The sequence below is a fragment of the Streptomyces sp. WMMC500 genome, from assembly GCF_027497195.1.
GTDB lineage: Bacteria > Actinomycetota > Actinomycetes > Streptomycetales > Streptomycetaceae > Streptomyces.
The window spans coordinates 2,036,490-2,062,951 of the sequence record NZ_CP114905.1 but is presented as its reverse complement, the minus strand read 5'-3'; the positions used below and the strand labels follow the sequence as shown (position 1 = coordinate 2,062,951).

General features: G+C 75.2%; 23 protein-coding genes. All 23 read left to right on the top strand.

Going from position 1 to position 26,462, the window contains the following annotated elements; all coding sequences use genetic code 11:
- Positions 1–22 precede the first annotated feature (22 nt).
- The 23 genes from O7599_RS08445 to O7599_RS08335 all read left to right on the top strand — a co-directional run bounded on the left by O7599_RS08445 (position 23) and on the right by O7599_RS08335 (position 26,432).
- Positions 23–283 (top strand): hypothetical protein, encoded by a 261-nt coding sequence (locus O7599_RS08445; RefSeq protein ID WP_281621505.1) that lies wholly within the window; start codon positions 23–25, stop codon positions 281–283.
- A gap of 129 nt (positions 284–412) precedes the next feature.
- Positions 413–1,150 (top strand): response regulator transcription factor, encoded by a 738-nt coding sequence (locus O7599_RS08440; protein WP_281621504.1) that lies wholly within the window; start codon positions 413–415, stop codon positions 1,148–1,150.
- Complete coding sequence (locus O7599_RS08435; RefSeq protein WP_281621503.1) at positions 1,147–2,760, top strand: HAMP domain-containing sensor histidine kinase; 1,614 nt, start codon at positions 1,147–1,149, stop codon at positions 2,758–2,760. Before O7599_RS08440 ends, O7599_RS08435 begins: the two co-directional genes overlap by 4 nt.
- Before the next feature lie 139 nt (positions 2,761–2,899).
- A complete protein-coding gene (locus O7599_RS08430) occupies positions 2,900–3,460 on the top strand; it encodes a hypothetical protein (RefSeq protein ID WP_281621502.1) in 561 nt (186 codons plus the stop codon).
- A complete protein-coding gene (locus O7599_RS08425) occupies positions 3,457–4,728 on the top strand; it encodes a peptidoglycan-binding domain-containing protein (protein WP_281621501.1) in 1,272 nt (423 codons plus the stop codon). Before O7599_RS08430 ends, O7599_RS08425 begins: the two co-directional genes overlap by 4 nt.
- Positions 4,725–5,513: an ABC transporter ATP-binding protein gene (locus O7599_RS08420; protein ID WP_281621500.1), complete on the top strand. Its 789-nt coding sequence runs from the start codon at positions 4,725–4,727 to the stop codon at positions 5,511–5,513. The genes O7599_RS08425 and O7599_RS08420 overlap by 4 nt, the downstream gene beginning before the upstream one ends.
- Positions 5,510–6,736: an ABC transporter permease gene (locus tag O7599_RS08415; RefSeq protein ID WP_281621499.1), complete on the top strand. Its 1,227-nt coding sequence runs from the start codon at positions 5,510–5,512 to the stop codon at positions 6,734–6,736. Before O7599_RS08420 ends, O7599_RS08415 begins: the two co-directional genes overlap by 4 nt.
- Positions 6,737–6,928: 192 nt before the next feature.
- On the top strand, positions 6,929–8,545 hold the full coding sequence (locus O7599_RS08410) for an amino acid adenylation domain-containing protein (RefSeq protein WP_281623313.1): 1,617 nt from the start codon (positions 6,929–6,931) through the stop codon (positions 8,543–8,545).
- Positions 8,542–9,843, top strand: a complete 1,302-nt coding sequence (locus tag O7599_RS08405) for a hypothetical protein (protein ID WP_281621498.1) — start codon at positions 8,542–8,544, stop codon at positions 9,841–9,843. The genes O7599_RS08410 and O7599_RS08405 overlap by 4 nt, the downstream gene beginning before the upstream one ends.
- A gap of 26 nt (positions 9,844–9,869) precedes the next feature.
- A complete protein-coding gene (locus O7599_RS08400) occupies positions 9,870–10,646 on the top strand; it encodes an enoyl-CoA hydratase-related protein (protein WP_281621497.1) in 777 nt (258 codons plus the stop codon).
- A 239-nt stretch (positions 10,647–10,885) separates the two neighbouring features.
- Positions 10,886–12,106 (top strand): sensor histidine kinase, encoded by a 1,221-nt coding sequence (locus O7599_RS08395; protein WP_281621496.1) that lies wholly within the window; start codon positions 10,886–10,888, stop codon positions 12,104–12,106.
- Positions 12,103–12,810: a response regulator transcription factor gene (locus tag O7599_RS08390; protein WP_281621495.1), complete on the top strand. Its 708-nt coding sequence runs from the start codon at positions 12,103–12,105 to the stop codon at positions 12,808–12,810. The genes O7599_RS08395 and O7599_RS08390 overlap by 4 nt, the downstream gene beginning before the upstream one ends.
- A 164-nt stretch (positions 12,811–12,974) precedes the next feature.
- Positions 12,975–13,898, top strand: coding sequence for an ABC transporter ATP-binding protein (locus O7599_RS08385; protein WP_281621494.1), 924 nt, complete (start codon positions 12,975–12,977; stop codon positions 13,896–13,898).
- The gene (locus O7599_RS08380) at positions 13,895–16,393 is read left to right on the top strand and encodes an ABC transporter permease (protein ID WP_281621493.1); all 2,499 of its coding nucleotides are present in this window, start codon (positions 13,895–13,897) and stop codon (positions 16,391–16,393) included. Before O7599_RS08385 ends, O7599_RS08380 begins: the two co-directional genes overlap by 4 nt.
- Positions 16,394–16,539: 146 nt before the next feature.
- Positions 16,540–17,199 (top strand): RraA family protein, encoded by a 660-nt coding sequence (locus tag O7599_RS08375; protein WP_281621492.1) that lies wholly within the window; start codon positions 16,540–16,542, stop codon positions 17,197–17,199.
- Positions 17,196–18,380: an aminotransferase class I/II-fold pyridoxal phosphate-dependent enzyme gene (locus tag O7599_RS08370; protein ID WP_281621491.1), complete on the top strand. Its 1,185-nt coding sequence runs from the start codon at positions 17,196–17,198 to the stop codon at positions 18,378–18,380. The genes O7599_RS08375 and O7599_RS08370 overlap by 4 nt, the downstream gene beginning before the upstream one ends.
- Positions 18,381–18,504: 124 nt before the next feature.
- Complete coding sequence (locus tag O7599_RS08365; RefSeq protein ID WP_281621490.1) at positions 18,505–19,122, top strand: TetR family transcriptional regulator; 618 nt, start codon at positions 18,505–18,507, stop codon at positions 19,120–19,122.
- 186 nt (positions 19,123–19,308) lie between these two features.
- Entirely contained in the window at positions 19,309–20,133 is an 825-nt protein-coding gene (locus tag O7599_RS08360; protein WP_281621489.1) for an alpha/beta hydrolase, read from the top strand.
- A complete protein-coding gene (locus tag O7599_RS08355) occupies positions 20,126–21,238 on the top strand; it encodes a DUF3500 domain-containing protein (RefSeq protein ID WP_281621488.1) in 1,113 nt (370 codons plus the stop codon). The genes O7599_RS08360 and O7599_RS08355 overlap by 8 nt, the downstream gene beginning before the upstream one ends.
- 50 nt (positions 21,239–21,288) lie before the next feature.
- Positions 21,289–23,100 (top strand): gamma-glutamyltransferase, encoded by a 1,812-nt coding sequence (locus O7599_RS08350; protein WP_281621487.1) that lies wholly within the window; start codon positions 21,289–21,291, stop codon positions 23,098–23,100.
- The gene (locus O7599_RS08345) at positions 23,097–23,834 is read left to right on the top strand and encodes a YoaK family protein (protein ID WP_281621486.1); all 738 of its coding nucleotides are present in this window, start codon (positions 23,097–23,099) and stop codon (positions 23,832–23,834) included. The genes O7599_RS08350 and O7599_RS08345 overlap by 4 nt, the downstream gene beginning before the upstream one ends.
- Positions 23,835–23,865: 31 nt before the next feature.
- Positions 23,866–25,263, top strand: a complete 1,398-nt coding sequence (locus O7599_RS08340; RefSeq protein ID WP_281621485.1) for an MFS transporter — start codon at positions 23,866–23,868, stop codon at positions 25,261–25,263.
- The gene (locus O7599_RS08335) at positions 25,260–26,432 is read left to right on the top strand and encodes an FAD-dependent monooxygenase (RefSeq protein WP_281621484.1); all 1,173 of its coding nucleotides are present in this window, start codon (positions 25,260–25,262) and stop codon (positions 26,430–26,432) included. The genes O7599_RS08340 and O7599_RS08335 overlap by 4 nt, the downstream gene beginning before the upstream one ends.
- Positions 26,433–26,462 lie beyond the last annotated feature (30 nt).

The window sequence follows — 26,462 nt, the reverse complement described above, 5'->3', positions numbered from 1 at the left end:
CACGACACGTCCAGGGGGGACCATGCGCATGCGTACCGTGGCCGCGGCCGCCGTTCTGCTACTGACTCTCGGCGCCTGCTCCGACGACAGCGGGGGTGAGGGCTCCGACGAGGCGCAGGCCGCCTGCAAGAAGGCCACCGCCGAGAACCTCGGCGTCGCCGGGAACGCCGAGGCCGCCCGCAAGCTCGTCGACCAGACGGTGCTGCCGCCGGCCTGCGAGGGCCTCGACACCGAGACCGTCCGGGGCATCGTCGACGAGGTCATCGAGGAGGAGTACGACTAGGCGGTGCTCGCGCCGGAGGCCTCGGCCGCGCGCACACCGCCTCACCCCTGAGCGTCCGCGTGAACTTCTTGTGCCTGTCTTCAGGTTGCTCTCAGGGTTCTGTGAGGTTTCCTTGTTAAACCGGGAGAGGTGACCCGGAGTACGGATGCCCTCACCACCGTCCTTGTCGTCGACGACGAGGAGAACATCCGCGACCTGCTGTCGCAGACCCTGCGGCTCGTCGGGTTCGAGGTGCGGACGGCGGCGAGCGGGTTCGAGGCGCTGACGGCGGCGGGGGCGGGGGCCACCGCGCTCGTGGTGCTCGACGTGATGCTGCCGGACATCGACGGGTTCGAGGTTGCCCGGCGGCTGCGCGCCGGCGGGGAGAAGGTGCCGGTGCTGTTCCTGACCGCGCGGGACACGGTGGCGGACCGGGTCGCCGGCCTGACCGCGGGCGGTGACGACTACGTGGCCAAGCCGTTCAGCCTGGAGGAGGTGGTGCTGCGGATTCGGGCCATCCTGCGCCGCACGCGGGCCCTCCCGGGAGAGCCGGCGGACCCGGCGGTGGCGGCGGATGCCGGGGTGCTGCGTTACGCGGATCTGGAACTCGACGAGGGTGCGTACGAGGTGCGCCGCGGCGGGCGCCTGGTGGAGCTGACGCCGACCGAGTTCAGGCTGCTCAGGTTTCTCATGACCAACGCCGGGCGCGTGGTGAGCAAGGCGCAGGTGCTCGACCGGGTGTGGTCCTACGACTTCGGCGGTGACGGCCGGATCATCGAGTCGTACGTCTACCACCTGCGCAAGAAGCTCGACGCGCACGGGCCGCGGCTCATCCACACCGTGCGCGGAGTCGGCTACGCGCTGCGCCTGCCGCGGGACCCGGGTTGACGCACGCGGCATCCGCCTCTCCGGCGCAGCCGAGCGGCAGGCGGCGATGGCGCGTACGGGGGTGGCGTCGCTGGACGCTGCGGGCGCGGCTGGCGGTGGTGACGGCGGCTCTGGCCGCACTCGCCCTCCTGGCCGTCAACGGCGCGGGACTGCTCCTGCTGGAGGCATACCTCGTCGACAGGGTGGACCAGCAGCTCGCCAACACGGGCAACTCGCCGGCCCTCGACCGGGCGCGCATCGCGGAGCTGAAGGAAGGGCCGCTGGGCGACGACGGCTCGGTGGAGAGCATCCTGTCGCAGCGCGCCGGCGCCACGACCCGGATCTACGCGGTCGCCGCGGACGGCAGCGTCGAGCAGTTTCCCGACGAGGCCGCGTCGCCGGGGCCGCGGCTGCCGGGGCGCGCCGAGCTGGCCGCGCGCGCCGGCGGCGCGCCGTTCACGGTGCCCGCCCAGGAGGGGGACGCCGACTGGCGGGTCGCCGTGGGGCCCGAGGGGACCGATGCGAACGGCGAGGCCGACGCGGACGACGAGTTGATCGTCACGGCCGCCTCGCTGGCGACGGTGCAGGCCACGTACGAGCGACTGCTGCTGATCGACCTGGGGGTCACCGCGGGCGTGCTGGCGCTGCTGGCCGTCGCCGCGGCGCTGGTGGTCCGCGTGGGCCTGCGGCCGTTGACGCGGATGGCGGTGACGGCCGGGGCCATCGCCGCGGGCGACTTCTCCCGCCGGGTGGACGACGCGGACGCGCACACCGAGCCGGGCCGGCTCGGCCGGGCGATGAACGCGATGCTCGCCCGGGTGGAGTCGGAGATCGCGGCCCGGATGACGTCCGAACAGCGGCTGCGCCGGTTCCTCGCGGACGCCTCCCATGAGTTGCGTACGCCGCTGACGTCGATGCGCGGCTTCGCCGAGCTGTACCGGCGCGGCGGGGACCCGGCCGACGCCATGCGGCGGATCGAGGCCGAGGCGCAGCGGATGGGGGTGCTGGTCGAGGACCTGCTGCTGCTCGCGCGGCTGGACGAGCAGCGCGGGCTGGAGCGGCGCCCGGTCGACCTGCTGGAACTGTGCGCGGACCTGTTGCGTGATCTGCACGCCAGGTCACCGGGGCGGCGGGTGTACCTGGCCGGACTGGACGACACCGCGCTGCCCGAGCCGGCGGTGGTGTCCGGGGACCCGCTGCGCCTGCGGCAGGTGGTGGGCAACCTGCTGGCCAACGCCGACCGGCATACCCCGCCGGACGCCGAGATCACGGTGCGCGTGGGCCGGACCGCGGCCCCGGCCCGGCACCCGGCGGGCGGGGACACGGAGGCGGCCGCCGGCTGGTCCCGGCGCGTGGGGGAGGGCGTCGTCGCGGTGGCGGGCAGCGGGCCCGCGGCGGGGACGGCGGCGGTGGTGGAGGTGGCCGACACCGGCGCGGGCGTGCCGGCCGGGGACGCACCGTACGTCTTCGAGCGCCTCTACCGGGCCGGCCCCGCGCGTCCGCGGGGCGGCAGCGGCCTCGGCCTGGCCATCGCCGCGGGTCTGGCGCAGTCGCACGGCGGGCGTATCGAACTCGCCGACCGGCCTCCCGGCGAAGGGGCGGTCTTCCGGCTGCTGCTCCCGGTGGAGTGAGACGCGTACCCCCTCGTGGTCGGGGCTCCCGCGTGACTTCCAGGTTTCTCTCAGGTGCTGTCGAGGCGCAGCGCAGAGCACAGCCAGCCCTGCCTGCCAGCATCGCCGCTCGTAGCGAACAGCGAGACGAGGAGGAGCGATGACGCGCACGAGGACGGGGATGCGGATGCGGGCGGTGCCCGCCGCCGCGTTGCTCGCGGCGTTGACCGTATCGGCCACGGGGCTGCTCGCCGGGTGCGGATCGGGCGGCGGCGACGGCGCGCAGGTGGCCTCCGTCGACGACCAGCGGTCCGGCGGCGACGAGGACGGCTCGGGCGGGGACGACGTGGCGCAGGCGCAGGAGTTCGTCGACTGCATGCGCGCCAACGGCATCGAGATGGAGGACCCCGACCCGAAGACCGGGAAGCTGAACCTCCAGGAGATCGTCGGGGGCGGCGCCGACCGGGAGGAGCTGAACGAGGGTCTCGACGCCTGCCGGGACGTGGCCCCGCAGTCGTTGCAGGACGCCGGGGAGGCCGGGCAGAACCCGGAGGCGCTGCAGAAGTTCACCGCCTGCATGCGCGACAACGGGGTGGCGATGGAGGACCCGGGCCCCGAGGGCCTCGACCCCCAGGCCATGCCGACGGAGGACGCCGACTACCAGAGAGCGCTGGACACCTGCCGCGACCAGCTCACCGAAGGCTCCGGAGGCGGCCGATGACCCCCGGGGACGACATCGGCGGGGAGCACGCCGGACGCGAGGACGGCGGCTTCGAGGACGGCCGCTTCGAGGACGACACCGGGACCTGCGCCCCCGCACCCGGGGATCCGCCGCGGGCCCGCCGCGCCGGGGCCGGTTCGGTGCGTACGGTCGCGGCGGGCACCGCCGTCGTCGCGGTCGCCTGCGTGGTCGCCATTGCCGCCACCGGTGCCTTCGGCGGCGACGGCGGCGGTCCTGACGCCACCGCGCCGACCGCCCCGCCGAAGACGGCGAAGGTCGAACGCACCACGCTCACCCGCACCGAGACCGTCGACGGCAACCTCGGCTACGGGCCCGCCACCGCCGTACGGGCCCCCTCCGGTCCCCCGGTCTCCGGCGGAGACGCGCAGAACGAGGGGGCTCCCGCGGCCGGGGGCGGCGTCGTGACCTGGCTCCCCGAAGCCGGCGACGTCATCGAGCGGGGCGCGGCCGTCTACACCATCGACGAGGCCAAGGTGCCGCTGCTGTACGGCTCGACACCCTTCTACCGCGCCCTCGACGTGGGAGCCGAGGGCAAGGACGTGGAGGTACTCGAGGCCAACCTCGCCGCGCTCGGCCACTCCGGCTTCACCGCCGACGACACGTACACGGACGGCACCGCGAGTGCCGTCGTGAGCTGGCAGGAAGACCTCGGCCGCGAGCAGACCGGCACCGTCGGACCCGGAGAAGCCGTCGTCGCCGGCGGGGCCAGGCGGATCGCCGACGTCCAGGCCGTGCGCGGCAGCGCGCCGGAGGGGGACGTCCTGACCTGGACCGGCACCGAGCGGATCGTCACCGTCGCCCTGGAGGTGCAGTACGAGGACCTGGTCGACGAGGGCACCGGGGCGGACGTCGAGCTGCCCGACGGCACCGTCGTGAACGCCGAGGTCACCGAGGTGGGCACCGCGGCCACCGCCGAACCCTCCGACGGCGGGGGAGGCGACCCGGCGTCCGGTGCCGAGGAGGAGGCCACCCTGCCGGTCACCCTGGCGGTCGGCAAGCAGAAGAAGCTGGGCCGCTACGAGGCCGCGCCCGTCGACGTCACCGTCACCGCCGAGACCCGCGAGGACGTGCTCGCCGTGCCGATCAACGCCCTGGTGGCGCTGCGGGAGGGCGGTTACGCGCTGGAGACGGTCGGCGCCAAGGGCATCGCCTACACACCGGTCGAGCTGGGCATCTTCGCCGGCGGCATGGTCGAGGTCGCCGGCGACGGCGTCACCGCCGGCATGGTCGTGGGAGTCCCGAAGTGACCGACGCGAACGACCTCCCCGGCACCCCGGTCCTGGAGCTGCACGGCGTGTCCAAGGCGTACGCGGACGTGCACGCCCTGACCGGAGCCCACCTGACCGTGCGCCGCGGTGAACTGCTGGCCGTCGTAGGCCCGTCCGGCTCCGGCAAGTCCACCCTGCTCCACATCATGGGCACCCTCACCCGCCCCACCACCGGCGCCGTCCGCGTCGACGGCCACGACGTCGACGAGTTGACCGACCGGGAGCTGTCGGCCCTGCGGGCCCGCACCATCGGCTTCGTGTTCCAGCAGTTCCACCTGGCCCCGGGGGTACGGGCGCTGGACGCCGTAGCCGACGGGCTCCTCTACAGCGGCCGGCCGCTGCGCCGCCGGCGCCGGCTGGCCGAGCGGACGCTGCGCCGTGTCGGCCTCGGGCACCGGCTCGCCCACGAGCCGCACCGGCTCTCTGGCGGAGAGAAGCAGCGCGTCGCCATCGCCCGCGCGGTGGCCGGTGCGCCGGCGCTGCTGCTCGCCGACGAACCCACCGGAGCGCTGGACTCCCGCTCCGGGGCGGCGGTGATGCACCTGCTCCACGACCTGCACCGGGCCGGCACGACCGTCGTCGTCATCACCCACGACCGTGAGATCGCCGCCTCGCTGCCCCGCGAAGTACGGCTCAGGGACGGCCGGATCGAGAGCGACACCGCCGAGGAGCCCCGGCAGGCGCGCCTTCCACACGACCGCCTTCCCCCTGGCGACCGCTCCGGGGCCCACGGCCTCCCCGTCACCCGGGAGGCGCGGCCATGACCCCCGCCGCACCACCGGCCGCCCCCGGCGGGCGCCCCCGCCCCGCCCGGCTCGCCCCGCTCGACGTGCTGCGCGCCGGCAGTTCCGGGCTGCGCTCGCGACCCCTGCGGGTGTTCCTCTCCGCGCTCGGCATCGCCATCGGCATCGCGGCCATGACCGGTGTCGTCGGCATCTCCACGTCCTCGACCGAGGAGCTGGACCGCAAGCTCGACGCGCTGGGCACCAACCTGCTCACCGTCGCGCCCGGTGAGAGCTTCGGCGGCGGCAACGCCCATCTGCCTCCGGAGGCCGTCGAGATGATCGGAGACATCGCCCCCGTCCAGTCCGTCTCAGCCGTCGGCCTGACCGAGGCCCGGGTCTACCGCAACGACCACATACCGGCCGAGGAGACCGGCGGCATCGGCGTCTACGCGGCGCACACCGGCCTGCCCGCGACCGTCGGCGCCCGGGTCACCGCCGGCCGCTGGCTGAACACCGCCGACACCGGTTACCCGGCCGTCGTGCTCGGCCCCGACGCGGCGGCCCAGCTCGCCGTGCACGCCGCCGGCCCCGACGTGCAGGTCTGGCTGGGCGAGCAGTGGTTCACCGTCGTCGGCCTGCTCGCCCCCACGGAGCTGGCACCCGAACTCGACGCCGCCGCCCTCATCGGCTGGCCGGCCGCGGAGCAGGAGGCCGGCTTCGACGGCTACGCCACCACCCTCTACACCCGCACCGACGAATCGGCGGTGGCAGAGGTCCAGGCCGTACTCGGCGCCACGGCGAACCCGCGGGAGCCGACCTCCGTCGAGGTCTCCCGTCCTTCCGACGCGCTTGCGGCGAAGGACGCCACCGACGACGCGCTGAACGGGCTCCTGCTCGGACTCGGGGCGGTGGCGCTGCTGGTCGGCGGCGTCGGGGTGGCCAACACCATGGTCATCTCGGTGCTGGAGCGGCGCGCGGAGATCGGCCTGCGCCGCTCCCTGGGCGCCACCCGGGGGCAGATCCGCACCCAGTTCCTGTGCGAGTCGCTGCTGTTGTCCGCCCTCGGCGGGGTCGGCGGTGTGCTGCTGGGCATCGGCGTCACCGCCGGCTACGCCACGTACCAGGGCTGGCCCGCCGTCGTACCCCTCTGGGCGATTGCCGGCGGGGTCGGCGCCACCCTCGCCATCGGCGCGCTCGCGGGCTTCTACCCCGCCGTCCGCGCCGCCCGCCTGCCGCCGACGGAGGCCCTCGCGGCCACGTGAGCCGGGCACGGGAGGGCCCGAAGGCCCCGGTGTGCGGCCCGGTGTGCGGCCCGTACGTCCCCTGTCTCGAACGCCGGTGGCGTGTGCGCACACGGCCACCTCCGCACGGCTCTCGACCACTGCCCATCCGACTCCGCGCGCTCGCCGCCGGCGGGCGCGCGGAGCCTGGACTGCCAGGAGGCTTCTGTGCGTGTGACGCATACGCCCGACTCCCACGCTCTCGCGACAGCCACGAACCACCTGCCCGACGCCGACCGCCGGCTCTTCCGGCAGTTCGGCCGGGGCCCCGCGAGCACACCGCCGTACCGGCTCATCCACCGGCCCATCGAGGAGCACGCCGCCGCCCGGCCCGATGCCGTCGCCGCCGAGCACCTGGGCGAGACCCTCACCTACGGCGAACTCGACCGGCACGCCGAGCGGCTGGCCGCCGTGCTGACCGGCTGCGGCGTCGGCGCGGGCGACACCGTGGGGGTGTTCCTACGCCGCTCGTTACCCATGCTGGTCGGCTTGCTGGGGACGCTGAAGGCGGGCGCCGCCTACGTGCCGCAGGACGTCGGCGTGGCCCCGGCGGCGCAGCTTCGCCACGTGATGCGCACCGCCCGGACCAAGGTCGTCCTGACCGTCTCGGACTTCGCCGGCCTCGTACCGGTGCCGGAGGGAACCATCCTCGTCAACGTCGACGAGGTGATGTCCGGGGCACTCCCTCCGAGCCCGGCGTACCCGCTCCGGAACTCACCGGGCGGGCGGCGGCCCGCGGTCCCGGACGACCCCTGCTACGTGCTGTTCACCTCCGGCACCACCGGGACCCCCAACGGCGTCGTCGTCACCCACCGCAACGTCTGCAACATCGTGCTCACCGAGCCCGGCAGCCTGGGCATCCGCCCCGGCCTGCGCGTGGCTCAGCTCCTCAACATCGCCTTCGACATGGCGTCCTGGGAGATCCTCGGCTGCCTCGCACACGGCGCCACGCTGCTCGTCCGGGGCCGCGACATCGCCGCCACCGCGGAGCGCGCCGACGTGCTGATCGCGACCCCGACCGTGCTGAGCCGGATCGACCCGGCCCGCTGTGCCCGCGTGCGCACCGTCGCCGTCGCGGGCGAACCCTGCCCCGTGCCCCTCGCCGACGCCTGGGCGGGGACGGCCACCTTCTACAACTGCTGCGGTCCGACCGAGACCACCATCGTCAACACGATGCACCGGCACACGCCGGGCACCGGGCTCACGATCGGCCGCCCCACTCCCAACAACACCGTCTACGTCCTCGACGACCGGCTGCGCCCGCTGCCCATCGGCGAGATAGGCGAGATGTGGGCCGGCGGCGACTGCGTCTCGGCCGGCTACCTCGACTACCCGTCCCTGAACGCGGAGCGGTACGCGCCCGACCCCTTCATCGGCGGCGGGCGGATGATGTTCCGCACCCGCGACCTGGGCCGCTGGACCCCGGAAGGCGAGCTGGAGCACCTCGGGCGCACCGACGACCAGGTCAAGGTGCGCGGCTTCCGTGTCGAGCTCGACTCCGTCTCCGCCGTGCTGGAGTCCGTCCCCGGCTGCCGGCAGGCGGTCACGCTGCAGCGAGACGGGCACAGCCTGGTGTCCTTCGTGACCCCGGCGGACGTGGACACGGACGCGGCGCGGCGTGCCGTTGCCGCGGCGCTGCCGTACTACTGCACACCGGCGGAGGTGCACGCGCTCGACGCGCTGCCCGTCACCGCGCGCGGCAAGACGGACAAGGCGCTCCTGCGGCGCCTGGCCACCGCGGCCCCGGTGGCGGCCCTCACCCCCGCCGTCACGCAGGGAGCCGTGTCATGACGGCCCCGGTCGCCCAGGACGCCACCACCCGCGTCCGGGTGCCGTCCGCGCCCGGGGAGGTGCGGCTGCCGCCGTGCACCGGAGCGCTGCGCCGCGCGTTCAAGCACCCCCGCCTGATGCACTACAACCGGCTCGCCGCCGGGGTGCTCGCCGGGAACCTCGCGGCGGCCACCGCCGGCACCACCGGGGGATGGTGGGACGCGCGGACACTGTCGTACATGGCGCTCGCGAACGTTGCGCTGGCCGTGATCGTGCGCAACCAGTACGTCATCAACCTCTTCTTCCGCGTCGCCACCTCCGCCCCGACCCACTGGCCCCTGAGGATCCGCTGGACTCTCGGCAAGGTCTACCACTTCGGCGGCCTGCACGTCGGCGGCGCTCTGGCCGGCTCGCTCTGGTTCTGCGCATCGGTGGCGGCACTGACCGCCGAGGGCGCCGACGCCGTGGTGCTGTCGGTGAGCTACGCCCCGCTGCTGCTGCTCGCCACCATGCTGGTGACCACGCTGCCGCGGATCCGTACCCCGCGCCACGACCTGTTCGAGCGCACCCACCGTTTCGCCGGCTGGGCGACTCTGGCCCTCCTGTGGGCGCAGGCGGCGCTGACCGGCTCGGCGGTGGCGCTGTGGGTGCTGGCGGGCATCACCGCGAGTGTCGCGCTGCCGTGGCTGCGGCTGCGCAGGGTGCCGGTCGGGATCACCCGCCCGTCGGCGCACGTGGCACTGCTCCGCTTCAACCACGGGGAGACGCCGTTCGCCGGGTCCTCCACAGCGGTCAGCCGCAGCCCGCTGCTGGAGTGGCACTCCTTCGCCAACGTCCCCGCCCCCGGCGAGGAGGGATTCCGCCTGACGGTCTCCCGCGCCGGGGACTGGACGGGCAGGCTGATCGACGACGCCCCGGAGAAGGTGTGGGTCAAGGGCATCACCACGGCGGGCGTCGCCAACATCGAACGGCTCTTCACCAAGGTGGTCTACGTCGCCACCGGCAGCGGCATCGGCCCGTGCCTGCCCCACCTGCTGGCGCAGCAGGTGCCGGCCACCCTGGTGTGGTCCACCCGCAGCCCCCGCCACACCTACGGGGACGCGCTCGTCGACGAAATCCTCGCCGTCCAGTCCGACGCCCTCATCTGGGACACCGACGAGCGGGGCAAGCCCGACATGGTGCGCCTCGCGTACTGGGCCTACGAGAGGTCCGGCGCCGAGGCGGTGATCTGCATCTCCAACAAGAAGCTCACGTGGCGCGTCGTGCACGCCCTCGAAAGCCGCGGCATCCCCGCCTACGGCGCGATCTGGGACTCGTGACCGCACACGGACACCGGGAGGCAGCAGTGGAACACGTGAAGATCGAGAGGGACGGGAAGGACGGAGCCGTGGTGACGGCCCGGCTGCACCGGCCCGCGGTACTCAACGCGCTCAGCGGCGCGCTGATGGAGGAACTGACCGGGGCACTCGGCGAACTCGACGCCGACCCGGACGTCGGCTGCTTCGTCGTCACCGGCTCCGAACGCGCCTTCGCCGCCGGCGCCGACATCCGGGAGATGGCGACGAAGTCGGCGGTCGAGATGGCGGAGGAGGACTACTTCGCCGGCTGGGACGCCTTCTGCGCCCTGCGCACCCCGACCGTGGCGGCGGTCAGCGGCTACGCGCTGGGCGGCGGCTGCGAGCTGGCGATGATGTGCGACCTCATCGTCGCCGCCGACTCCGCGGTGTTCGGCCAGCCGGAGCTCTCCCTCGGGGTGATCCCCGGCATCGGCGGCACCCAGCGCCTGATCCGGGCCGTGGGCAAGGCGAAGGCCATGGACCTGATCCTCACCGGCCGGACCATGGACGCCGCGGAGGCCGAGCGTGCCGGCCTGGTCGCCCGCGTCGTCCCGGCGGACCGGCTCGCCGACGAGGCGCACGAGGTGGCGTCCGCCATCGCGGCCCGCAGCACCACGGCGGTACGGGCGGCCCGCGAGGCCGTCGGCCGGGCGCAGGAGCTGCCGCTGCGGGAAGGGCTGCTGTTCGAACGGCGGCTGTTCCACGCCCTGTTCGCCACCAGCGACCAGAAGGAGGGTATGCGCGCCTTCCTGGAGAAGCGCGAGCCGCGCTTCTCCGGCCGGTAGCCGCCGGCGCACCGCGGCGGGCCTCTGCCCGCCGCGGTGCGCCCCGCACCCGTCCGCGGGCAGTAACAAGGGGCCCACGTTCGGGGACGTGGGTCCCCGAGGACCGAGAAGGCCGCGTGAACTCCGGTTCCCGTCCGGTGCGGAACCTGGCACCCGCCCGCCCCCCCGCACCTCACCCCGCCCGTCCGTGCCACGGGCCGCCGCCCCGGGGCCCGTACGGCCGCGCATAGGCTGGGCCCATGACGTCCGTGGAGCCGGAGCGCCCGCGCCCGCTGCTCGCGGCCTCGTCGCGCCGGTGGGTGCGACTGCTGCCGTGGGGCCTGGCGTTCGTGCTGTGCGTCTCCCTCCTGCCCACCACCATCCGGGTGCTCACCGTCGACTACGGGCTGAACGCCGGCGTCGCGAGCCTGCTGGCCGTCGCGCAGGCGGCGCCGCTGCTGCTCGCCGTCACCCGGCCGCTGCTCGCCTGGTACGTGGTCTTCGCCGCGGACGTGGCCGGGGCGCTGGCCCTGCTCAGCGCCGAGTACGGCGAGCGGCAGGAGTGGCCGTTCCCGCCGATGCAGATCGTCGGGTACATCGGCCTCTGCCTCGCCCTCGGCATGCGCGAGTCCCGCCGGACGCTGGTGCTGGTGTGGCTGGCGACGGCGGGTGCGAACGTCGGGCTGCTGTACGTCGCGCCCGACCGGGTGAACGACAGAAGCGTCCTGCTGATGATCCTCGGCGGGGTGACCCTCCTGATCACCGGCGTCCTGCGGGAGCGGCACGAGGTGCAGCGCAGGCTGACCGAGCAGGAGACGATCAGCGAGGCCGAGCGCGGCCGGCGGACGCTGCTGGAGGAGCGCGCCCGTATCGCACGCGAGCTGCACGACGTGGTGGCGCACCACATGTCCGTCATCACGGTGCAGGCGGACACCGCGGAGTACCGGCTCGCCGAACTGCCGCCGGAGGTGCGCGGGGAGTTCACGTCCATCGCGGCGACCGCGCGCGAGTCGCTGGGCGAGATGCGCCGGCTCCTCGGGGTGCTGCGCAACGAGGAGACGCACGGCGAGGTCGCGCCGCAGCCGGACCTGGCGCAGATCGGGCAGTTGGTGGCGGCCACGGAGCGGGCCGGCGGGCCCGTGGAGTTCACCCCCTGCGACGCCGACGTGCCGGAGGCGGTGGGGCTGTCCGCGTACCGCATCGTCCAGGAGGCGCTGGCGAACGTCGTACGGCACGCGCCGGGCGCCGCGACGCGGGTGTCGCTGTCGGACGGCGGCGACGGGCTCACCGTCCTCGTCGTCAACGGGCCGCCGCCCGAACTGCGCGCCGCGCCGCTGGAGCAGAGCGGCACCGGGCACGGCCTCGTCGGCATGCGCGAGCGGGTCCGGCTCGTCGACGGCACCTTCGAGGCGGGCCCGCTGCCGGACGGCGGCTTTCGGGTCGCGGCCCACCTCCCCCTGAACGGAAAGGACACCGGGTGACGACGCGCGTCATCATCGTCGACGACCAGGCCATGGTGCGGGCCGGCTTCGCCGCACTGCTGGCCGCCCAGAGCGACATCGACGTCGTGGGGGAGGCCCCCGACGGTGCCGCGGGCGTGGAGCTGAGCCGGCGTACCCATCCCGACGTCGTGCTGATGGACGTCCGCATGCCCGAGATGGACGGCCTGGAGGCCGCCCGCCGCATCCTCACCCCGCCCGCGGGGGATGGGGGCACCGCCCACGCCGTTCAGGCTGTGGGGGATCACCGGCCGCGGGTGCTGATGCTCACCACGTTCGACGTGGACGACTACGTCTACGAGGCGCTGCGGGCGGGGGCGAGCGGCTTCCTGCTGAAGGACGCGCCGCCGGCGGACCTCATCGCGGCGGTACGGGTCGTGGCCTCGGGCGACGCGCTGCTCGCCCCGTCGGTCACCCGGCGGCTCATCGCCGACTTCGCCCGGCAGCGGCCCGCCGGCCGGGGCAAGCCCGCGCTGCGGCTGAAGGCCCTGACGGAGCGCGAGACCGAGGTGCTGACCCTGGTCGCCCGCGGCCGGTCCAACGCGGAGATCGCGGAGACCCTGGTGCTGGCGGAGCAGACGGTGAAGACGCACGTCAGCCGGGTCCTGACCAAGCTCGACCTGCGCGACCGCGCCCAGGCGGTCGTCATCGCGTACGAATCGGGGCTGGTCGCCCCCGGCGAGTAGGGCCCGGCGAGTAGGGCTGACCGCCACGGCGGGGTGGGGCCTGCCCCACCGCCACCCCCTACCGCCGTACCACCTCCACATCGGCTCCCGGGTATGACGCCCGGCGGGCAGCCGTCCGCGCACTCTTCAGCCGTCAGCACGAAGAGATGACGAAAGGGCGGATCATGAGACTGCGTGGCAGCAAGAGGCACACGGCGGACCACCGGCCGGCGGCCGGCGGCGGGCCGGAGGCCCCGGCCGCCGAGGCCCCGGCCGCCACCCCGGGACTCGCCGTGGAGCTGCGCGGCGTGCGGCGGCAGTACGGCCGCGGCAGCGGCGCCGTGCACGCACTGGCGGGCGTCGACCTCGCCCTCCCGCGCGGCACGTTCACCGCGGTGATGGGCCCCTCCGGGTCCGGCAAGTCGACGTTCCTGCAGTGCGCCGCCGGCCTCGACCGGCCGACGGCCGGATCCGTGCGCCTCGGCGGCACGGAGATCACCGGCATGAAGGAGAACGAGCTCACCGAGCTGCGGCGCAGCCGCCTCGGCTTCGTCTTCCAGGCGTTCAACCTGCTGCCCTCCCTGACCGTGGAGCAGAACGTGCTGCTGCCCCTGCGCCTCGCCGGGAAGCACCGGAACCGGGGCCGGGCGGACGCGGTGCTGGCGCAGGTCGGGCTCGCCGACAAGGCGCGGCGCCGGCCGGACGAGCTGTCCGGCGGGCAGCAGCAGCGCGTGGCCATCGCCCGCGCCCTGGTCACCAGCCCCGACGTGATCTTCGCCGACGAGCCCACCGGCGCCCTCGACACCGCCACGGCCGCCGACGTACTCGGCCTGCTGCGGCACGCCGTCGACAGTCCCCCGAGCTCTCGGCTTCGCTCGAACAGGGGGTACCCCCATGGCGCCACCGTCGTGATGGTCACCCACGACCCGGCCGCCGCCGCCTGGGCGGACCAGGTGCTCTTCCTCGCGGACGGCGCCTTCGCCGACCGGCTCGCCGGCGGCTCCGCCGCGCAGATCGCGGCGCGGATGGCGGGGCTCGGCGCCCGTACCGGCGCCCGCCCCGCCGGACCCGCCCCGCGCGACGAGACCATGGCGGGGGTGCCGGCATGATGCGCCCCAACGGACTCGCCCGCGCCGCCGTCCGCTTCAAGCCCGCCTCGTTCGCCGGGACCTTCGTCGTGCTGATGATGTCGGCGCTGATCGTCACGGCCTGCGGCATCCTGCTCGAAACCGGCCTGCGCGCCTCGGTGCCCGCCGAGCGGTACGAGAAGGCACCGGTCGTCGCGGCGGCCGACCAGTACGAGTACGTGGTCACGGGCAGCGGCGAGGACCTGGAGAAGGAGGCCGTCCCGCTGCCGGACACGGCACGCCTCGACGCCGGGCTGGCGGCGAAGGCCGCCGGGGCGCCGGGCGTGCAGGAGGCGGTGGCGGACTTCACCTTCCCGGTACGGACCGGGGACGGCCCGCTGACCGCGCACGGCTGGGGCTCGCACGCCTTCACCGGCACGGAACTCACGGCCGGCGGCGCACCCGGTACCGGCGAAGTGGTGCTCGACGCCGCCGCGGCCCGCGCCGCGGACGCCGGCGTCGGCGACACCGTCGCGCTGGAGACCGCCGCCGGGAAGCAGGACTTCCGCGTCGCGGGCCTCGCCGAGGCCGGCGCCGGGGACACCGCACGGGACAGCGGCGAGCCGGGCTCCCTGGCCTGGTTCGCCGACAGCCAGGCACCCGAGCTCGCCGGCCACCCCGGCAAGGCGGACGCCGTCGCCGTACTGGCGAAGGACGGCACCGACGCCGACACCCTCGCCGGTTCTGTGAAGAAGGCCCTGGCCGGCTCCGCCGCCCAGGTGCACGTCGGCGACGACCGCGGCGCCGTCGAGGACCCGGGCCTGGCCTACGGCAAGGACACGCTCTTCGGCATCGGCGGCCCCTTCGGCGGGGTCGCCGCCATCGTCGCGGTCTTCACCGCGGCCGGGACCGTGGCGCTGTCCGTCTCCCAGCGGGCCCGCGAGTTCGCGCTCCTGCGCGCCGTCGGCGCCACCCCGCGGCAGATCCGCCGCGCGGTCTCGGCCGAGGCGCTGGTCGTCGCGCCGCTCGCCGGGATCCTCGGCACCCTGCCCGGCATCGGGCTCGCGCACTGGTGGTTCGGGCAGCTCCAGGACCGCGGCGCGGTCCCGGAGGCGGTCGACCTGCACGTCTCGGGGCTGCCGCTGCTCGCCGCGGTCGGGGCCGGGCTGCTCACCGCGCTCGGCGCCGGCTGGGCGGCGGGGCGGCGGCCGGCGAAGATGAAGCCGGGCCAGGCGCTCACCGAGGCGTCGATGGAACGGACGCGGCCGGGCGTGGTCCGTACCGCACTCGGCGTCGTCGCCCTCGCCGGCGGCGCGATGCTCACGGGCGTCGCGGCCAACTCCTCCGGCGACGACGCGGCCGGCGCCTCCCTCGGCGTCGTGATGAGCTTCATGCTCGCCGTCGGGCTGCTCGGCCCGCTGCTGGCGCGGCTGTGCGCACGCCTCTTCGGCCTGCCGCTGCGGGCCGCTGGTGCGTCCGCGCACCTGGCCGCCGCCAACTCCCGTACCCACGCCCGCCGGCTCGCGTCCGCCATCACCCCGATCGCGCTCGCGATGGCCTTCGCCTCGACGCTCGTCTTCATGAACACGAGCGAGAACCACGCCGCCGACGAGCAACTGCGCGCGGGCGTCACCGCGGACCACGTGGTGACGGACCCGGCGGGGCTGCCGGCGGACGCGGCGGCCGACGCCGCCCGCGCACCGGGCGTGGACACGGCGGTCGGGGTGCTCAACACCCGGGTGCTGGTGCCGGTCGGCTCCGGCGAGTTCAAGTCGCTGCTGGGTGCGGCCACCCAGGGGGTCACCTCCGCCGAGAAGCTGGCGAAGGTGCAGGACCTGGACGTACGCGAAGGCAGCCTGGACCGGCTCGGCAAGGACCGGATCGCCATCGACAGGACCCTGGCGTCCTCGGCGGGCGTCTCCGTCGGCGAGCGGCTGCCGCTCTACCTGCCGGACGGCACGAAGGCCGACCCGGAGGTCGTCTCGGTCTACGGCCGCGGCCTGGGCCTCGGCACCGTGACGATGGACCGGGCGGCCCTGGACGGGCACGTCACCTCGGGCTTCGACACGACGCTGCTGGTCCGGGGCGGGGACGCGCGGGCGCTCGGCGAGCTGGGCGAGGTCACCGACGCGGCGGGCTACGCCGCCGAGAAGAGCCTCGACGCGAAGCTGGGCTCCTGGTCCAACAAGACCATGGCCGCGGTTCTCGGCGGCTTCGCCGCCGTCGCCGCCGTCAACACGCTGGTGATGACGGTCCTCGACCGCCGCCGTGAGCTGGGCACGCTGCGCCTCGTCGGCTCCACCCGGCGCCAGGTGCTGGCGATGCTCCGCTGGGAGGGCGCGCTGGTCTCGGCGGTGGGCGTGGTCGTCGGCTCGGCGATCGCCGCCGCCACGCTGTTCCCGATGATGAGCGGCCTGACCGGCACGGCGCCCTACGTGCCGCCGCTCGTGTACGGGTCCTTCGTGGCCGGCGCGGGCGGCCTGGCGCTGCTCGCGGTCACCCTCCCGGCGCGGGCGGTACTGCGCCGCCGGTCGTAGGGGCCGGGTCGAGGGCGGCAGCCGGCGGTGCGCCGGCTGCCGCCCTGTGCCGTACGTCCGGCCCGACCGCCCGTTGTCGCCGGCCGGCCGAGCGGCTATGGTCCTCTTATCTGATATGAGTGCCTCATTTAAGAACGGAGACCATCGTGTTCATTGCCGCGGCGGCGGACAGCGTGTTCGTCACTCCGGGCTGGGACCGCGTGGCGGCGGGGGAGACCCGCCGGCTGGGGGAGGTGCCAGCCGCCAACGTCGGCGACGCGCTGGAGCGGATGACCGTCGTGGACGGCGGCATCCGGCTCGTCACCGAGCGGGCCGCGCTGCTGGGCAACGCGCTCACCGTCGACGTGCGGTCGGGCGACAACCTCGCGGTCCACCGGGCGCTCGACGAGGCCCGGCCGGGCGACGTCCTGGTCGTCAACGGGCACGGGGACACGACCCGCGCGCTGATCGGCGACCTCATCGGCGAGATCATGGTCAACGCCGGGCTCGCCGGCGCGGTGGTCGACGGCGCGGTGCGCGACGTCCAGGCGCTGTCCGACATGGGGCTGACGGTCTACGCGCGGGCCGTCACCCCCGCGGGTCCCTTCAAGGAGGGGCCGGGCACGGTCGGCGCCCCGGTGGCGGTCGGCGGCGTGGTGGTGGCGGCGGGCGACGTGCTCGTCGGTGACGCCGACGGCGTCGTCGTCGTACCGCGGCGCCGCGCGCGGGAGGTCGCGGGGGCGGTCGACGGGATCGTGGCGAAGGAGGAGGCGCTGCGCAGCCGCATCCTCGCCGCACGGCCCGGCCACGAGGCGGCGGCCCGGTGACCGCCGTGCCGCCCGCCGTGCCACCCGCCGTGCCGCCCGACGTGGCGCCCGCCTTCCGGATCGCGGAACTGCGCCGCCTCTCGCGGCGCCCGGCCCTCGCCCCGGCCCCGCCCGGGACCGTCTCGCTGGCCATGGGCGAGCCGGACCACCCGACCCCGCCGCCGGTGATCGCCGCCGCCGTGACCGCCCTGCGCGGCGGGCACACCCACTACGCCGACCAGCGCGGCATCCGGGAGCTGCGCGCCGCGCTCGCGGCCCGCCTGCCGGCCCACCCCGGCCGGGCCTGGACCGCGGACGACATCGCGGTCACCCACGGCGCGACCGCCGCGCTGGCGGCGGTGGTGCTGGCGACCATCGACCCCGGCGACCGCGTGGTGATCCCGGAGCCCGCCTACTCGCTCTACGCCGACCTGGTCGTCCTCGCAGGGGGCACCGTGGACCACGTCCCGCTCGCCCCCGACCTGCACTGGGACCTCGACGCGCTGGCCGCCGCGCTCCCGGGCGCGGCCATGCTGATCTTCTCGAACCCGGCGAACCCCACGGGCATCGTCCACCGAAGGCAGGAACTGGCGGCCCTCGGCGAGCTGCTGGACGGCTCCGACACCCTCGTCGTCAGCGACGAGGCGTACCACCGGCTGACCTACCCGGGGCACGAGCCGACGTCGGCGCTGGAGATCGACTCGCTGCGGGACCGGACCGTGTACGTGCAGACCTTCTCCAAGACGTACGCGATGACCGGCTGGCGGGTGGGGTACGTGACCGGGCCGCGCGCGGTGGTGGACGCGGCGGCCCACGTGCACCGGAGCCTGAACGGCTCGCTCAACACCGCCGTCCAGCACGCGGCCCTGGCCGCTTTGGAGCTGCCGGACGACGTCGTGGCGGCCATGGCCGACGGGTACCGGCGGCGGCGCGAGCTGGCGGTCGCGCGTCTGTCCGGCGTGCCCGGCCTGCACCTGGTGCCGCCGGAGGGCGCGTTCTACGGGTTCCTCCGCTACGACACCGGCGTGCCCTCCGAGGACGTCGTCCGCGAGCTGGCCGGGCAGGGGGTGCTGGTGCGGGCGGGCGCCGAGTACGGGCCGTCGGGCGAGGGGCACATCCGGATCTCGTTCGCGACCGCCGAGGACGACCTGTGGACCGGGCTGGAACGCATCGTGCGCTACTTCGGCGCCGCGGGCCCGTGACGGTGCCGGTCCGGGGGCCGGTGCGGGTGCCGGCGGGGGTGCGCCCGCCGCGTGCGGGCGCCCGGCCGGCCCGTACCCCGGGGCGCTACCCTTTGCCTGCACGTCGATGAGGCGGAGGAGCCCTGTGGCCGACCAGCAGGCCGCCCCGGACGGGGGGCGCAAACTGCGCAGCGACACCCGCCGCAACCGCAGGCGCCTCCTGGAGGCCGTCGGCGAGCTCGCCCGGGAGGCGCCCGACCGGCTCACGATGCAGGCGGTCGCGTCGCGCGCGGAGATCGGCCCGGCCACCGCGTACCGCTACTACTCCTCGATGGACGACGTGCTCGCGGCCTACGTGCTCAGCGTCATCGAGGAACTGCGCGACTTCAGCGCGACGTCGGCCGCGCAGGGCCGGCCGCTGTTCGACGCCGTCGTGGACAAGTGGGTGGACCTGCTCGCCGAGCACGGCCCGGCGCTGGTGCAGCTCCGCTCCCGGCGGGGTTTCCTGGAGCGGCTGCACGCCGGGAACGAGATCATCGTCGCCACCCGCGACGCCTGGAGCGGCCCCGTGCGCGGGCTGATGGACGACATCGGCGTCCCGGACGACATGCTCGAGTACGCCCTCTTCCTCAGCAACGTGATCTTCGACCCGCGGGAGGTCCAGGACCTGCTGCGGGAGACGGGGCTCTCCCGCCGCGAGGTCATCACGCGGCTGACCGAGGCGTACCGCGGCGCGCTGCGCGGGTGGGCGCGGGCCGGCTGACCGGCCGCCGCCCCCTCCTCCTCCCCCTACCGCGGTAGCACCTCCCACTCACCCCCCGGGTATGACGCCCGGCGCACAGCCGTGCCCGCACACTCCCCTGCGTCGGGCGGAAATCCTCCGCTCTAAGTGATAGACGTATCTCAAATCGTAGGTATATCTTACGAATGCATCGACAGGGAGGTCAGCGTGGCAGGGCACCAGGCAGAGCAGGAACGGGAACCCGCGGAACCGGCCAGTGCGACCGTGCGAGCGGGCGGACTCGACGTCGGGGTCCTCGACGGCGGCAGCGGCGTACCCCTCGTCCTCGTGCACGGCGGCGAGAGCGACCGCACGCAGTTCGCCGCGCTCCGCGGCCGGCTCGGCGCGGGGATCCGGGCGATCTCGTACGACCAGCGGGACTCGGGGATCACCGTGAACCCGCCGGTCCCGTACGCGCTCGAAGACCTCGCCGACGACCTCGCCGCCCTGCTCGACGCGCTGGAGCTGCCGCGGGCGCACCTGCTGGGCACCTCCTTCGGCGGCGCGGTCGCGCAGCACGCCGCGCTCCGGCACCCCGGCCGCGTCGCGTCCCTCGTCCTGGTGGCCACCACGCCGAGCTTCGCGATGGGCGGCGAGGCGATCGACGAGCTGCTGCGGATGTCGCCCGACGACCGGCAGCACGCCGCCGCCGGCTTCTTCTTCACCCCCGCGGGCCGGGCCGGGCTGCCGGCCGCGGCGGGCCGGACGCTCACCGTCCGTACGCCCGGCCAGCGCGCCCGCCGCCACGACGTGGCCCGTCAGCACGAAGTCCGCGACCGGCTCGGCGAGATCACCGCGCCCACGCTGATCGTGCACGGCACGGCGGACCGGCTGGCGCCGTACGCCGGCGCCGAGCTGATGGCGCAGCGGATGCCGCACGCCGAGCTGTACCCGATCGAGGACGGGCGGCACGGCATCGCGGTGGAGTTCGCGGACACGATCGCCCTTCGGGTACGCGACTTCCTCGGCGTGGCCGGCGGCGGCCGTGGCTGACGGCAGCCGCGAGGTCGCGGCCCGGATGGCCGAGGCGGCCCTGGCGTGGCTCGACTCCCTCGACGCGGACCAGCGCCGGGCCGCGGTCGGCCCGCCGCCTGCGGCCGGCGGCGGCGCCGACGCCGACCGGACCCGCTGGTTCTACACCCCCACCGACCACGGCGGCCTGACGTTCCACCAGCAGCGCCCCGCCCAGCACCGGCTGGTGATGCGGCTGGTCGCCAGCGGACTGTCGGAGGCCGGGTACACCACCGTCGCCACCGTGCTGGGTCTGGAGAACGTGCTCGACCGCGTGGAGGGCTTCGCGACCGACTGGGGCCGGGAGCGCACCCGCGACCCCGCCATGTACTACCTGCGGGTCTTCGGCGAGCCCGGCGGGGCGCAGCCGTGGGGCTGGCGGTTCGGCGGCCACCACGTCTCGCTCAACAACCTCGTCGTGGACGGGCGCGTCGCCGCGGCCACGCCGTGCTTCCTGGGCGCCGACCCCGCCGTGTCGCCGCTTATGGGCGGCGCGGTACTGCGCCCGCTGGGGACGGCCGAGGACCTGGCCCGTGAGCTGGTACGTTCCCTGCGCCCCGGCGCCGCCGCCCGCGCCGTCCTGCTGCGGCGCGCCCCGCACGACGTGGTGGCGGGCAACAGCACCCGGGTCGACGGCCGCGAGCTGCGGCGCAGCGAACTCTGGCGCCCGGGGCGGCACGTCCCGGACCGCGCCGGGCACCCGGTCACCGGGCTGGCCGGCACCGACCAGCGGGCGCTCGCTCTTACGCCGGCGCCCAAGGGCGTACCGGGCGCGGAACTCGACGCCGCGCAGCGGGAGTTGCTGCGCGCCCTGCTCGGCACGTACCTCGACCGCGTGCCCGCCGGGGTGTCCCCGCTGGCCCGCTACGACGACCCGGCGGCCCTCGACGCCGTCCACCTCGCCTGGGCCGGCTCCACCGCGGCGGGCGAACCGCACTACTACCGGCTGCAGGGGCCGCGGCTGCTCATCGAGTGGACCAACATCCACCGCGGCGTCAACCACGCCCACGCCGTGTGGCGGGACCCCGTGGCCGACTTCGGCGGCGACGTGCTCGCCGCCCACCACGCCGCACACCACGCGCCGTAGGCCACGCGCCGTCGGCCCGCCGCGTACGAGACGAACGGAATGTGACAGACATGGCCGGTCAGCAACCCTCACCGACCGACGCACCCCCGCACACCACGCGCCCCACGCTGCGCGGCTCCTTCGGCATGTGCGCCTCGACGCACTGGCTGGCCTCCGCGACGGCCCAGTCCGTGCTGGAGCGCGGCGGCAACGCCTTCGACGCGGCCACGGCCGGCGCCTTCGTCCTGCACGTCGCCGAACCGCACCTCAACGGCCCGGGCGGCGACCTCGTCGCCGTACTCGCCACCGCGGCGGATCCCGCGCCGCGGGTGCTCGCGGGCCAGGGGCACGCCCCGCGGGGAGCCACGATCGCGCACTTCCGCGCCGAGGGTCTCGACCACGTGCCCGGCGCCGGCGCGCTCGCCGCGGCCGTCCCGGGCGCCGTCGACTCCTGGCTGTGGCTGCTCGCCGAGTTCGGCACCTGGGAGCTTGCGGACGTCCTGGCGTACGCCGTCGACTACGCGGAGCGCGGAGTCCCGGTCGTCCCCCAGTTGGCCCGCGTCCTGGCGACGGTCGAGGACCTCTTCCGTACGCACTGGCCGACCTCGTACGCGCAGTGGATGCCGCGGGGCCGCGCCCCCGGCCCGTACGAGACGCTCGTCAACCCCGCCTACGCCCGCACCCTGCGCCGACTCCGGGACGAGGGCGCCGGCGCGAGCAGGGCCGCGCGCATCGGCGCCGCGCGGGACGCCTGGCGCACCGGGTTCGTCGCCGACGCGCTGGCCCGGTCCGCGGCCGTGCCCCACCGGCACTCTTCGGGCCGCGACCACGCCGGGGTGCTCACCGCCGCCGACCTCGCCGACTTCCGGCCGTCGCTGGAACCCGCGGTCACCGCCGAGTTCCGCGGCGTCACCGTGGCGAAGGCCGGGCTGTGGTCCCAGGGCCCCGTGCTGCTGCAGGTCCTCGCCATGCTCGGCCACGTCGACGACGACCGGATCGACCCGTCGACCGCCGGGGGAGTCCACACCCTCGCCGAGGCACTGAAGCTGGCGATGGCCGACCGCGAGGCGTACTACGGGCACCTCGACCCGGCGGACGCCGAGGCCGTCCTCGCCCGGCTGCTCTCGCCCGAGTACGCCCGCGAGCGCGCCGCGCAGATCGGCGCCGCCGCCTCCACCGCGCTGCGGCCCGGCGACATCGGCGTCGCGCCGTACACGCCGCCGCTGGTCACCGGGGAGCACGCCGTGCGGGCCGACGGCGTGGGCGAACCCACCGTGCAGCAGACCGGGGACACCCGCGGCGACACCTGCCACATCGACGTCGTGGACCGCTGGGGGAACATCATCTCCGCCACCCCGTCCGGCGGTTGGCTCCAGTCCTCGCCCGCCGTGAAGGAACTCGGCTTCGCCCTGGGCACCCGGCTGCAGATGACCTGGCTGGACCCCGCGGCCCCCGCCCGCCTGGCGCCGGGGCGGCGGCCCCGTACCACCCTGAGCCCCACCCTGCTGCTGCGCGGCGGCCGGCCGGTGGCCGCGCTGGGCACGCCGGGGGGCGACCAGCAGGACCAGTGGCAACTGCTCTATCTGGTACGCACCCTGGCCCTCGGTCTCATGCCGCAGGAGGCGATCGACGCGCCCGCGTTCCACACCACCGCGGTGCCGAGTTCGTTCTGGCCCCGTACCTGGACGCCCGCCGGGCTGGTGATCGAGGAGCGGGCGGGGGAGGCGATCGCCGGCGAACTGCGCGCCCGCGGTCACGACGTGACGGTCTCGGGGCCGTGGAGCCAGGGCCGCCTCTCCGTCGTCACGCGCGACCCGGACAGCGGCCTCCTCCAGGCGGCGGCGAACCCGCGCGGCGCCCAGGGTTACGCGACCGGGCGATGAGCGGCACCGCGGCCCGCGGCCGGCCGGCCGGTCTGCCGGCGCTGATGCTCGCCCTCACCTTCGCGACGGGCGTGGTCGACGCCGTCGGCTACCTGCACCTGGACCAGGTGTTCGCGGGCAACATGACCGGCAACGTCGCCATCCTCGGGATGGCGGCCACGGGCGGAGCGGGCCTGCCGGTCCTCGGTCCCGCCCTGGCGCTCGCCTTCTTCCTCGCCGGCGCCGCCGTCGCCGGCCGGCTGCTGCGTACCGCCGCCGCGGGCTGGAGCCGCCGGTGCACGGTGCTGCTGGCGGGTGTCGGACTGGCCCTGGCCGCCGCGGCGTTCGGCCTGACCGCGGGCGGGGCGGGCACGTCCGGCGCCCGGGCGCTGACCGCGTCGGGGCTCGCGCTGGCCATGGGGGCGCAGGCGGCCACCGCCCGGCACCTGGCGGTCAAGGACGTCACCACCGTGGTCGTCACCTCCACGCTGACCGGCCTCGCGGCGGACTCCCGGCTGGGCGCGGCCCGCGGGCAGGGGGCGCGGCGGCGGAGCGCGGCCGTCGCGCTCCTGGCCGCCGGCGCGGTCGCGGGCGCGGCGCTGTGCCGGGTGCACCCGTCTCTCGCCGTGGCGGCGGCGGCGTGCCTCGCGCTGGCGGTGGCCGGCCTCGGCCACGCCGCCGCGCGCTCCGCCGGGACGCCCCCGCGCGGGGCGGCGGCGCGACCCCGTACGGCCGCGGCCTCACCGGCTCCGTAACCCCCGAACCCTCGGCTCGGAAAGGACCCTCATGACCTCAACCCTGGCTCCTCCTGTCCCCGTCGGAAAGGCCGCCGTCGGGGCCCTCGGCATGCTGGCCGTCGCCACCGGCGCCCTGGAGTCGGTGGTGGCGCCGACGCTCCCGCTCCTCCAACGCGAGCTGCACCTGAGCCCGGCGGAAGGCGCGCTGCTTAGCGTCGCCCTCCTCATCACCGGCGCGCTCACCACCCCGATCGCCGGCAAGTTCGGCGACCGCTACGGCGGGAAGCGGGTCCTGATCCGGCTGATGGCGGTGGTCTCGGTGGGCGGCCTGGTCTCCGCCGTGGCGCCGAACCTGCCGGTGCTGCTGCTCGGCCAGGTGCTCCAGGGCGCGATGGTCGGCGCGCTGCCGCTGTCGTTCATCGTCGTACGCGCCCACCTGCCCGCCGGCGAGTCGAAGGTGGCCATCGGGACCGTCAGCGGACTGTTCGTCGGGGGCGGGATGGCGGGCACGCTGGCGGCCGGGCCGGTGGCCGAAGAGCTGTCCCGACACTGGATGTTCGCGCTGCCGACCTTCGCGGTCATCGGGTCGACCCTGCTGGTGCACAGGCTGATGCCGTCCGACGAGCCCGGCCGCTCCGACGGGGGCGGGATCGACTGGCCGGGCCTGCTGCTGCTGAGCGGCGCGCTGGGCACGCTCATGGCCATCCTCGCCAAGGCCCCCGAACTCCGTTCGCGGCCACTGTTGCTCACCGCCCTCCTCGTGGCACTCGCCGCCTTCACGATCGGCTGGACCGCCGTCGAGCGCCGCGCGTCCGCGCCGATGATCGACCTGCGGATGCTGGCGCGCCCGGAGATCTGGAAGGCGTGCGCGCTGACGTTCGTGATCTGCGTCGGCACCTCGGTGCCCGTCTTCCTCGTACCGCAGTTGCTCGCCCTGCCGGAGGAGGCGTACGGGTTCGGGGCCGGCGCCACCGCGATCGGCTTCCTCCTGCTGCCGGGCGCCGTGGCCGCGTCGCTGGCCGGGCCGCTCGGCGGGCTCGGGACGCGGCGGTTCGGCTCGCGCGCGGTGGTCACCGCCGGGGCCGTCATGATGGCCGTCTCGCTGTTCGCCCTGGCCGCCGTGCACGGCGAGCTCTGGCACGTCGTCGTCGGCAAGGCGCTGATCGCGCTCGCCAACGGCCTGTGCGTCACGGCGATGATGACCAGCACCGCCACGTCCGTCGAGCAGCGCGACACCGGCATAGCCAGCAGCCTGATCCTGGTCACGCGCGTGGTCGGCTTCGCCGTGGGCGCCCAGCTCGGCGGCGCCCTCCTCACCGCCGGGACCCCCGAGGGCGGGCAGATCCCGGCCGAGTCCTCCTTCGTCACCGGCTTCGTCATAGCCGGCGCCGTCACCGCGCTGTCCCTGCTGGTCACGCGCACCATGAGCAAAGGAGCCAAGGAATGAGCCCGACCCCCACCCGCGTCCTGATCTCCGGGGCCAGCATCGCGGGCCCCGTCCTCGCGTACTGGCTGAACCGCCGCGGACACGCGGTCACGGTGGTGGAGAAGGCGGGCACCCTGCGCGCCGGCGGCTACCCCATCGACATCCGCGGCACCGCCCTGGAGGTCGTCCGCAGGATGGGCGTACTCCCGCGCCTGCGGGACGCCCACATCGACCTGCGCCGGCTGACGTTCCTCGCCGGCGACGGCAGCGAGGTGGCCGCGGTCCACCCGCACGCGGTCACCGGCGGCGTCGCGGGTCACGACCTGGAGGTACGGCGCGGTGACCTGACCGACGCCCTGTACGCGGCGGTCCGCGACGACGTGGAGTTCGTCTTCGACGACTCGGTCGACACCCTGGAGCAGAGCGGCGGCGGTGTCGACGTCGCCTTCCGCGGGGGCGACAGGCGCACGTACGACATGGTGTTCGGCGCGGACGGGATGCACTCGCGCACCCGGGAGCTGCTCTTCGGCCCCGAGGAGCAGTTCCACCGCTACCTCGGCTACTGCTTCGCCGTCTTCACCGTGCCCAACACCTTCGGGCTCGCCCACGAGACGGTGATGTGGAACACCCCCGGCAGAGCCGCGGCGCTCTACGCCACCGGCCCCGGCGACGAGGTACACGCCTTCCTGAACTTCGCCCGTCCCACACCGCCGTTCGCCGCCTTCCCGGACCCGCGGGCCCAGCGGCACCTGGTCGCCGAGGTCTTCGCCGACGCGGGCTGGGAGGTCCCGGGGATGCTGACCGCGATGGAGAAGGCGGACGACGTGTTCTTCGACGCGGTCGCCCAGATCCGCATGCCCCGCTGGTCGAGCGGCAGAGCGGCCCTGCTCGGCGACGCCGCGTACGCCCCCTCGTTCCTCACCGGCCAGGGCACCAGTCTCGCGCTCGTCGGCGCGTACATGCTCGCCGCCTCGCTGGCCGGCCGGGACCACACCGGCGGCTTCGCCGCGTACGAACACGGCACCCGCGACTTCGTCACCCAGAACCAGAACCTGGTCGGCGAAGGCGGCGCGACCCTCTTCCCGGCCACCCCGGAGGCCCTGGACGCCCGCAACGCCCGACTCCGCACCCTCACCACCCTCCCCGCCCCCCACCCCCGCCCGGCCCACACGGCAATCACCCTCCCCTGAGACTCCGCTCGGTTCACGCGCCGTTGCCCG

Excerpts from the sequence above, each read along its gene's own strand:
- O7599_RS08430 (WP_281621502.1), top strand. The coding sequence starts at position 2,900 with ATGACGCGCACGAGGACGGGGATGCGGATGCGGGCGGTGCCCGCCGCC.
- O7599_RS08350 (WP_281621487.1), top strand. The coding sequence starts at position 21,289 with ATGGCCGGTCAGCAACCCTCACCGACCGACGCACCCCCGCACACCACG.
- O7599_RS08405 (WP_281621498.1), top strand. The coding sequence starts at position 8,542 with ATGACGGCCCCGGTCGCCCAGGACGCCACCACCCGCGTCCGGGTGCCG.
- O7599_RS08415 (WP_281621499.1), top strand. The coding sequence starts at position 5,510 with ATGACCCCCGCCGCACCACCGGCCGCCCCCGGCGGGCGCCCCCGCCCC.
- O7599_RS08445 (WP_281621505.1), top strand. The coding sequence starts at position 23 with ATGCGCATGCGTACCGTGGCCGCGGCCGCCGTTCTGCTACTGACTCTC.
- O7599_RS08425 (WP_281621501.1), top strand. The coding sequence starts at position 3,457 with ATGACCCCCGGGGACGACATCGGCGGGGAGCACGCCGGACGCGAGGAC.
- O7599_RS08345 (WP_281621486.1), top strand. The coding sequence starts at position 23,097 with ATGAGCGGCACCGCGGCCCGCGGCCGGCCGGCCGGTCTGCCGGCGCTG.
- O7599_RS08385 (WP_281621494.1), top strand. The coding sequence starts at position 12,975 with ATGAGACTGCGTGGCAGCAAGAGGCACACGGCGGACCACCGGCCGGCG.
- O7599_RS08395 (WP_281621496.1), top strand. The coding sequence starts at position 10,886 with ATGACGTCCGTGGAGCCGGAGCGCCCGCGCCCGCTGCTCGCGGCCTCG.
- O7599_RS08380 (WP_281621493.1), top strand. The coding sequence starts at position 13,895 with ATGATGCGCCCCAACGGACTCGCCCGCGCCGCCGTCCGCTTCAAGCCC.
- O7599_RS08340 (WP_281621485.1), top strand. The coding sequence starts at position 23,866 with ATGACCTCAACCCTGGCTCCTCCTGTCCCCGTCGGAAAGGCCGCCGTC.
- O7599_RS08335 (WP_281621484.1), top strand. The coding sequence starts at position 25,260 with ATGAGCCCGACCCCCACCCGCGTCCTGATCTCCGGGGCCAGCATCGCG.